4 protein-coding genes are annotated in these 6,624 nt (G+C 51.4%); 2 read left to right on the top strand and 2 right to left on the bottom strand.

Annotated features, from left to right (window positions below; all coding sequences use genetic code 11):
• Nucleotides 1-664, bottom strand: a 664-nt coding sequence (locus PPL9_RS15020) for an MOSC N-terminal beta barrel domain-containing protein (protein ID WP_057463458.1), incomplete at its 3' end; no start/stop codon positions are given.
• 207 nt (nucleotides 665-871) lie between these two features.
• Here PPL9_RS15020 and clpB point away from each other — a divergent pair.
• Together clpB and PPL9_RS15010 are read left to right on the top strand one after the other, a co-directional pair.
• Nucleotides 872-3,451 carry an ATP-dependent chaperone ClpB gene (gene clpB / locus PPL9_RS15015; protein WP_057463457.1) on the top strand — a complete coding sequence of 860 codons (2,580 nt, stop codon included), beginning with the start codon at nucleotides 872-874 and terminating at the stop codon, nucleotides 3,449-3,451.
• Nucleotides 3,452-3,613: 162 nt separating this feature from the next.
• Complete coding sequence (locus tag PPL9_RS15010) at nucleotides 3,614-4,213, top strand: DUF998 domain-containing protein (protein ID WP_057463456.1); 600 nt, start codon at nucleotides 3,614-3,616, stop codon at nucleotides 4,211-4,213.
• Nucleotides 4,214-4,257: 44 nt separating this feature from the next.
• On the opposite strand, the gene PPL9_RS15005 is transcribed toward PPL9_RS15010, so the two are convergent.
• Nucleotides 4,258-6,216, bottom strand: a complete 1,959-nt coding sequence (locus PPL9_RS15005; protein WP_057463455.1) for a M23 family metallopeptidase — start codon at nucleotides 6,214-6,216, stop codon at nucleotides 4,258-4,260.
• Nucleotides 6,217-6,624: the final 408 nt, after the last annotated feature.

Raw genomic sequence — 6,624 nt, 5'->3', positions numbered from 1 at the left:
TGTTGGTGTCGCGCTCGGCTGTGACTGGATTTACATCTACGGCAGCGCAGCGGCGGGTGCGTTTCGCGAATTTGAACTCTACGCCTGAACTGGAACGGATTTTCTTGTCGGCCCAGTCAAACTCCTCATAGGCTGCCAAGCCTTCAACATAGATGTTTGCGCGGAAGCGTCTTGGATCAATCTCCACGCCCAAAGTCTCAGAAAGCGCTTTCACGCTGGCCAAATTCACGACATGTACGAAATTCTCAGCGGTATCCGTGAAAGCATGGTCGTCTGCGTGGCGGACTTTGAGCGGGCCAGTGGCTTTTTCACCCATGTGTGCTGTGAAGTAGGCTGCGAGTGCATCCTGTCCTTCTGTTGTTTCCAGCGGTAACGTGATGTCTTCACTCTCTGGCTTGGACAGAGTGATGCTTTTGTTTTCCAGATCGTATGTGCATTTGACCTGCGCCACGTCTTCATAACGAACCAGCACTAGAAATTTGCTCTTTGAAATGTGCTGAGGAGCTGCTGGATCGAAACCGCATGGACCATTTTCAATCGCATAGGCACGATCCAGCGGGAAGACAGCTCCGGCTTCTACTGTGGTGGTCTGAAGTGGATGAGCCGTTAAGCCTTTAACTGGATGTGTTGCGAGTGCGGTGATATGCGCAGGCGAAAAAGTCATATTAAATTCCGTTGTTTAAGCTATTCGAAACTATGAGGAACAAAGGATTGTGGCAAGATCTTGCGAGGACCCTCTTTTGTCGGCAGTTTGAACTACTATATGAAGAGTGCAGGGGGAAGTCTCCTGCTTCGGGTGCTCTTTATGAGGCTCGGATCCTCCCAAAATGCTTCGTCATGCTTCGGGTGACACGGCACATAGGAGTTATATATGGACTTTGAGAAATACACCGACCGTGCGCGTGGGTTCATTCAGTCTGCGCAAACATACGCTCTGGGACAAGGGCATCAACAGTTTACTCCCGCACATATTTTAAAGGTCTTGCTGGATGACAGCGAGGGCATGTCTGCTGGTCTTATTGAACGGGCCGGAGGACGTGTGCAGGATGTCCGCCTACAGATTGAGACTGATCTGGCCGCGCTTCCTAAAGTGAGCGGCGGCAATGGACAGCTGTACCTAGCGCCTGAAACCGCTCGCCTTTTTGAACAAGCCCAGAAAATTGCAGAGAAAGCAGGCGACAGTTATGTCACCGTTGAGCGGCTGCTGCTTGCGCTTGCTATGGATAAAGACAGCAAGGCAGGTAAGGCTCTCGCTCAAGGTGGCGTCACGCCAAACGCCCTGAACGAAGCCATCAACGAAGTGCGTAAGGGCCGTACTGCGGATTCCGCATCTGCTGAAAATCAATACGACGCTCTGAAAAAGTTTGCTCAGGATCTGACTGAAGCAGCCCGCGACGGTAAGCTCGATCCTGTGATTGGCCGTGATGAGGAAATTCGTCGTGCCATTCAGGTTCTCTCCCGCCGTACCAAGAATAATCCGGTTCTGATTGGTGAGCCAGGCGTTGGTAAAACCGCAATTGCTGAAGGCCTTGCGCTGCGCATCGTCAATGGTGATGTGCCGGAGAGCCTGAAAGACAAGGAACTGCTTGCACTGGATATGGGCGCACTGATCGCTGGTGCGAAATATCGTGGTGAATTTGAAGAACGCCTGAAGGGTGTTTTGAATGAGGTGCAAGCCGCTGCTGGTGGTGTGATCCTCTTTATTGATGAAATGCATACGCTGGTTGGGGCTGGGAAAGCAGATGGAGCGATGGACGCTTCCAATCTTCTCAAGCCTGCGCTGGCGCGTGGTGAGTTGCACTGCGTCGGTGCGACCACGCTTGATGAATACCGCAAGCACGTTGAGAAAGATGCGGCGCTGGCCCGTCGTTTCCAACCTGTGTTTGTAAGTGAGCCAACGGTTGAAGATACGATTTCTATTCTGCGTGGCATCAAGGAGAAGTATGAGCTTCACCATGGTGTACGCATTTCAGATAGTGCGATTGTTTCTGCGGCCACGCTGTCCAACCGTTACATCACGGACCGCTTCCTGCCGGATAAGGCGATTGACCTTGTTGATGAGGCCGCCAGTCGCTTGCGCATGCAGGTGGATTCCAAGCCGGAAGAACTGGATGAGCTGGACCGCCGTATCATTCAGCTGAAGATTGAGCGGGAAGCGCTCAAGAAAGAGGATGATGACGCCACGAAGGATCGACTTCAGCGCCTTGAGAAAGAGCTGGTTGATCTGGAAGAAGAATCCAATGCACTGACACAACGCTGGCAATCTGAAAAAGATAAGCTGAGCGGCGAGCAGAAAATAAAAGAGCAGCTGGATGAAGCACGCACCGAGTTGGAGCAGGCGCAGCGTATCGGCAATTTAGCTAAAGCGGGTGAGCTGGCCTACGGTGTTATTCCTGATCTGGAAAAGAAGCTCTTGAATGCTCAGACAGCGGAAGATGTCGATAACACCATGCTCAATGAGACCGTGAGCAGTGAGAGTATTGCTCAGATTGTGTCTCGCTGGACTGGAATTCCCGTCGACAAGATGCTGGAAGGCGAACGAGAAAAGCTGCTTCGTATGGAAGATGAGCTGGCCAAGCGTGTTGTTGGGCAGCAGGAAGCTGTTCATGCTGTGTCTACTGCTGTGCGCCGGTCTCGTGCCGGATTGCAGGATCCGAACAGGCCAATCGGTTCGTTCATGTTCCTCGGCCCAACTGGCGTTGGTAAAACAGAGCTGACTAAAGCGCTCGCCAGCTATCTCTTTGATGATGAGACAGCCATGGTGCGCGTGGACATGTCTGAGTTTATGGAAAAGCACAGTGTTGCTCGTCTGATCGGCGCGCCTCCGGGTTATGTTGGTTATGAAGAAGGCGGCGTTCTGACAGAAGCAGTGCGCCGTCGGCCTTATCAGGTTGTGCTGTTTGACGAGGTTGAAAAAGCTCATGGCGATGTGTTCAACGTTCTGCTTCAGGTGCTGGACGATGGCCGTCTGACGGACGGGCAGGGCCGGACTGTGGACTTCCGCAATACGCTGATCATCATGACGTCGAACCTTGGTTCAGAATTTTTGGCTTCCCAGGGCGAAGGTGAAGATGCTGATGCTGTTCGCGGGCCGGTGATGGATGCGGTGAAAGCGCACTTCCGTCCTGAGTTCGTGAACCGTTTGGATGAGATTATCCTTTTCCATCGCTTGCAGCGGACTCAGATGTCTCGGATCGTCGAAATTCAGCTAGCCCGTTTGCAGAAGTTGCTGGACGATCGGAAGATGGAGCTTGAGCTGGATGATGGTGCTATGGGCTGGCTTGCCGAGAAGGGGTATGACCCGGCTTATGGTGCACGACCGTTGAAGCGCGTTATTCAGAAACAAGTGCAGGATCCATTGGCAGAAATGCTGTTGGCTGGATCAATCTCTGACGGTCAGGCCATCCGGGTCTCTGCGGGAACGGACAGACTGCTTTTTGAAACGACCTGACAGGTTGGATCATGAGTTAAAGAAGAGGGCCGGATCTTCCGGCCCTTTTTTGTGCCTTGTGGACATACCCTGAAACATAAAGCGACTGTTCGAATGTGTGCTTTTGGTGTCTAGTCATGCAGACTAAAACTTGAGTGTTCGTTAGGAGGCAGGGCATCGGGTATGAGACACGTTGATATTGCAATATCGCTTGTGGTTGTCAGTTATCTCTGGCTTGCCGCGACTGTTGTCATTGGCGGGCAGTTCTATCCAGATTACGACCATATCTCACAGTTCATGAGCGCTCTTGGAGCAACCGGCGCTCCGTTTGGGCCTGCCGTGAATTATTGGGGTTTTGCGGTTGTGGAGCTGTTGCTGCTGCCATGCCTCGTGATCTGCTTTGCTTATCTGATGCGCAGTCGCGCAGAGCGCGTTGGCTTGATGGTTTTTGCAGGTTACCCGCTGCTTATCGCTGTTGCCGCGTTCTTTCCGTGTGATTTTGAATGCAACATGGATGATCCAACACGCAGCCAACTCATACATACGGCTGCTGGCTTTTTGGCCTATTTCTGCGCTGTTGTGGGATTGTGTTTGTTGTCTCATGCCAAAGCTGAAAGATCGTTTTGGGTGGCGCCTGGGCTGATCTTGCTGGTGATGCTCTTCAGTCTATCTATGGAAACCGCTTTCAGTGGTCTCATGCAACGTGCGTTGGAGACTGGTATTTATCTCTGGTTTTTCGTGATCCTGATGCACATGCGCTATCATAAAGAGCAAGTAGTTTGACGCTATTTGCTCTTTAATCGTGAGATCCCTTTGATGAACTGAGGTCAGTTCCGTAGTGAAGCTACACGTTGGCTTGGACGGCCTGTTTCCATCAGAGCATTAATGCGGTCGCGTTCGCGCTTGAAGTTCTCAAGAACCTTAGCTTCAAGGATGCGGCCTTGCGGTACCTTGATCTTCAGGGAGTTTACAAAGCGGCCATTCACCTTCACTTCGTAATGGAGGTGGTTACCCGTTGAAAGCCCAGTGGTTCCCACATACCCAATAACGGAGCCCTGTCTGATTTTCTGGCCTTTTTGAATGCCAGAACCAAAGCGGGTCATGTGGTTATATGTGGTGACATAGCCGTTGGCGTGTTTGATCTCTACGCGTTTTCCGTAACCGCCTGACCAAGCTGCTTTTTGGATCACCCCATCGCCAGCTGCAAAGATTGCGGTGCCGCGAGGAGCGGCCCAATCCGTGCCGGTGTGCAAACGGCGGGTTTTCAAAACCGGGTGGCGGCGCATGCCGAAGCCAGATGTAAAGCGGCCAGCTGCGATTGGTTTACGGAGCAGGAACTGCTTTGCGCTCTGGCCGTTCTCATCATAATAGTCGACGACACCATCGTCGGGTGTACGGAAACGGTAGAAACGGTGTGAGCGACCATTCACGGTGATGGATGTGTAAAGAATTTCAGAGGCGCCAGTGGTCTGGTCTGCATCAAGGCCATAGAAGACGCTCATCTCATCACCGCTTTTTACGGAGGCGTTGAAGTCAACGCTATAAGAATAGATGCGAACGAGTTCTTTGATGAGGGATGTTGGGACGTCGTTATCAAGACCAGTCTGGTAGATCGAGTCATAATAGGTGGCGCGAGGGCCAACGGAGTTTTGCTGCTGTGATGCAAACGCGTCTGCGGCCATCTGTGTGGACGGCTCAGGTGCGACGACAAACTCGCCTTCATCGTTTGGTGCGATGGTCCCTACATGACGTTGATCTTCATAGATGCTGACACGTACAAGAATTCCGTCGTCCTCTTCGATCTTGTCCGTGTTGAGGGACAGGCGGAAGATCTGACCAGCTTTGATTGTGTCGATGCCAAAGTTTTCGGTAAATGCTTTGATGTAGCCTTCCGCTTCGTTCTCAGAAGCCTCACCATCCAGCAGAATGTCAATAAAGTCAGTCTGGGTCAGGATTGGAACTATGCGTTCTTCGATCTGATTGGCCTGGGAGATTTTACGGGACTTGGGCTGGAAGGAAACGTTTTCTTCTGTAATGCGGACTTCGATGTTTTCAAATGACTGTTCTGAAAGTGGAGCAAAGCCTGCATTGAAGTCTTCGAGGCTCGGCACAGCGGCAATGTCGGTGGAATTGTCCAGCATGAACATCGCTGCTTTTTTGACCTGCTCCTGAACGGCCTCTTCTTTATGATCGGGAAGAGCGACCATACTCATAGCTTCCAGCGGGAAGTCGCGCTGAGAAATGGAGACTTCGCCTTCAATGTCGGCACCGTAGATTGCATCACTGGCGACCTGTAACGGAGCAACCTGTTCTCCCTGATACATAGTGATCGGGTCGAATGGCGGAATGTCTGCAGCTGTTTCCTGTTTCTTGATATTCTCAAGGCTTGCGCTGACGAGCGCATATGGCTTGGCTTTTACGTGGTCACGGCCATCGCTGCGGGTCACTGTGTTTACTTCAATGATCTGCCTATTGGAGAAGCCGTCGGTTGCGGAGCTCAGACGGTCGCCTTTTCCGCTGGAATTACGCTGTGGTGTCAGATCTGCTGAAGTGCTCGCGGGGGCTTTTGCTGTCTTATAGGTGTACTGGCCATCAAGCGCAGCCATCAACGCACCACCCATTAATACAATGGAGGTCATGCCGGTCAGGATCGTCCCGATCAACCAACGGCCATTAAGCCGTGCGGGCTGGTCAGACGAACTTGCAAGACTGTCCACCATCAAAGCAGGTTCATTGCCAAGATTGACGGAAGGCCTTCCATTAGTATGGAACCTACCAGAATTCATCGAGCTACTTATCTTTCCCCAAATCGGCAGAGATGCCATCTGCAGCAGAGTTCTGCATTACGTGTTTACGATTGATAGACAATGCTGAAGATAGGGACAACTGATGAAAGACAAATACGGCTGGATTTTGTCCCTGATACTATGAAAAATTATAGAAAAAATGGAATTGGCGAGAAAATTATGAATTTGGCTGGCAAACCACGATTTTAAGCACCATATAAATACAGGGTTTGCGATTATTGAAAAAGTTTCCCCAGTCCTGTGAAAATTTTGAAGTTTTCTCTCAAGGCTCGTTGACAGGGTCAGCTCATATCCCTATAACCCGCTTCACGCCACCGGGGCGGGCCACTGAGGCGCGGTTCTGGAGGCACAAAAACAGAAGGATTTACGGGGTTTTTAAGAGGTCTT

Source organism: Pseudovibrio sp. POLY-S9 (genome assembly GCF_001431305.1).
In the GTDB taxonomy this organism is placed as follows: domain Bacteria; phylum Pseudomonadota; class Alphaproteobacteria; order Rhizobiales; family Stappiaceae; genus Pseudovibrio.
This window is presented reverse-complemented; position numbering and strand designations above follow the sequence as displayed.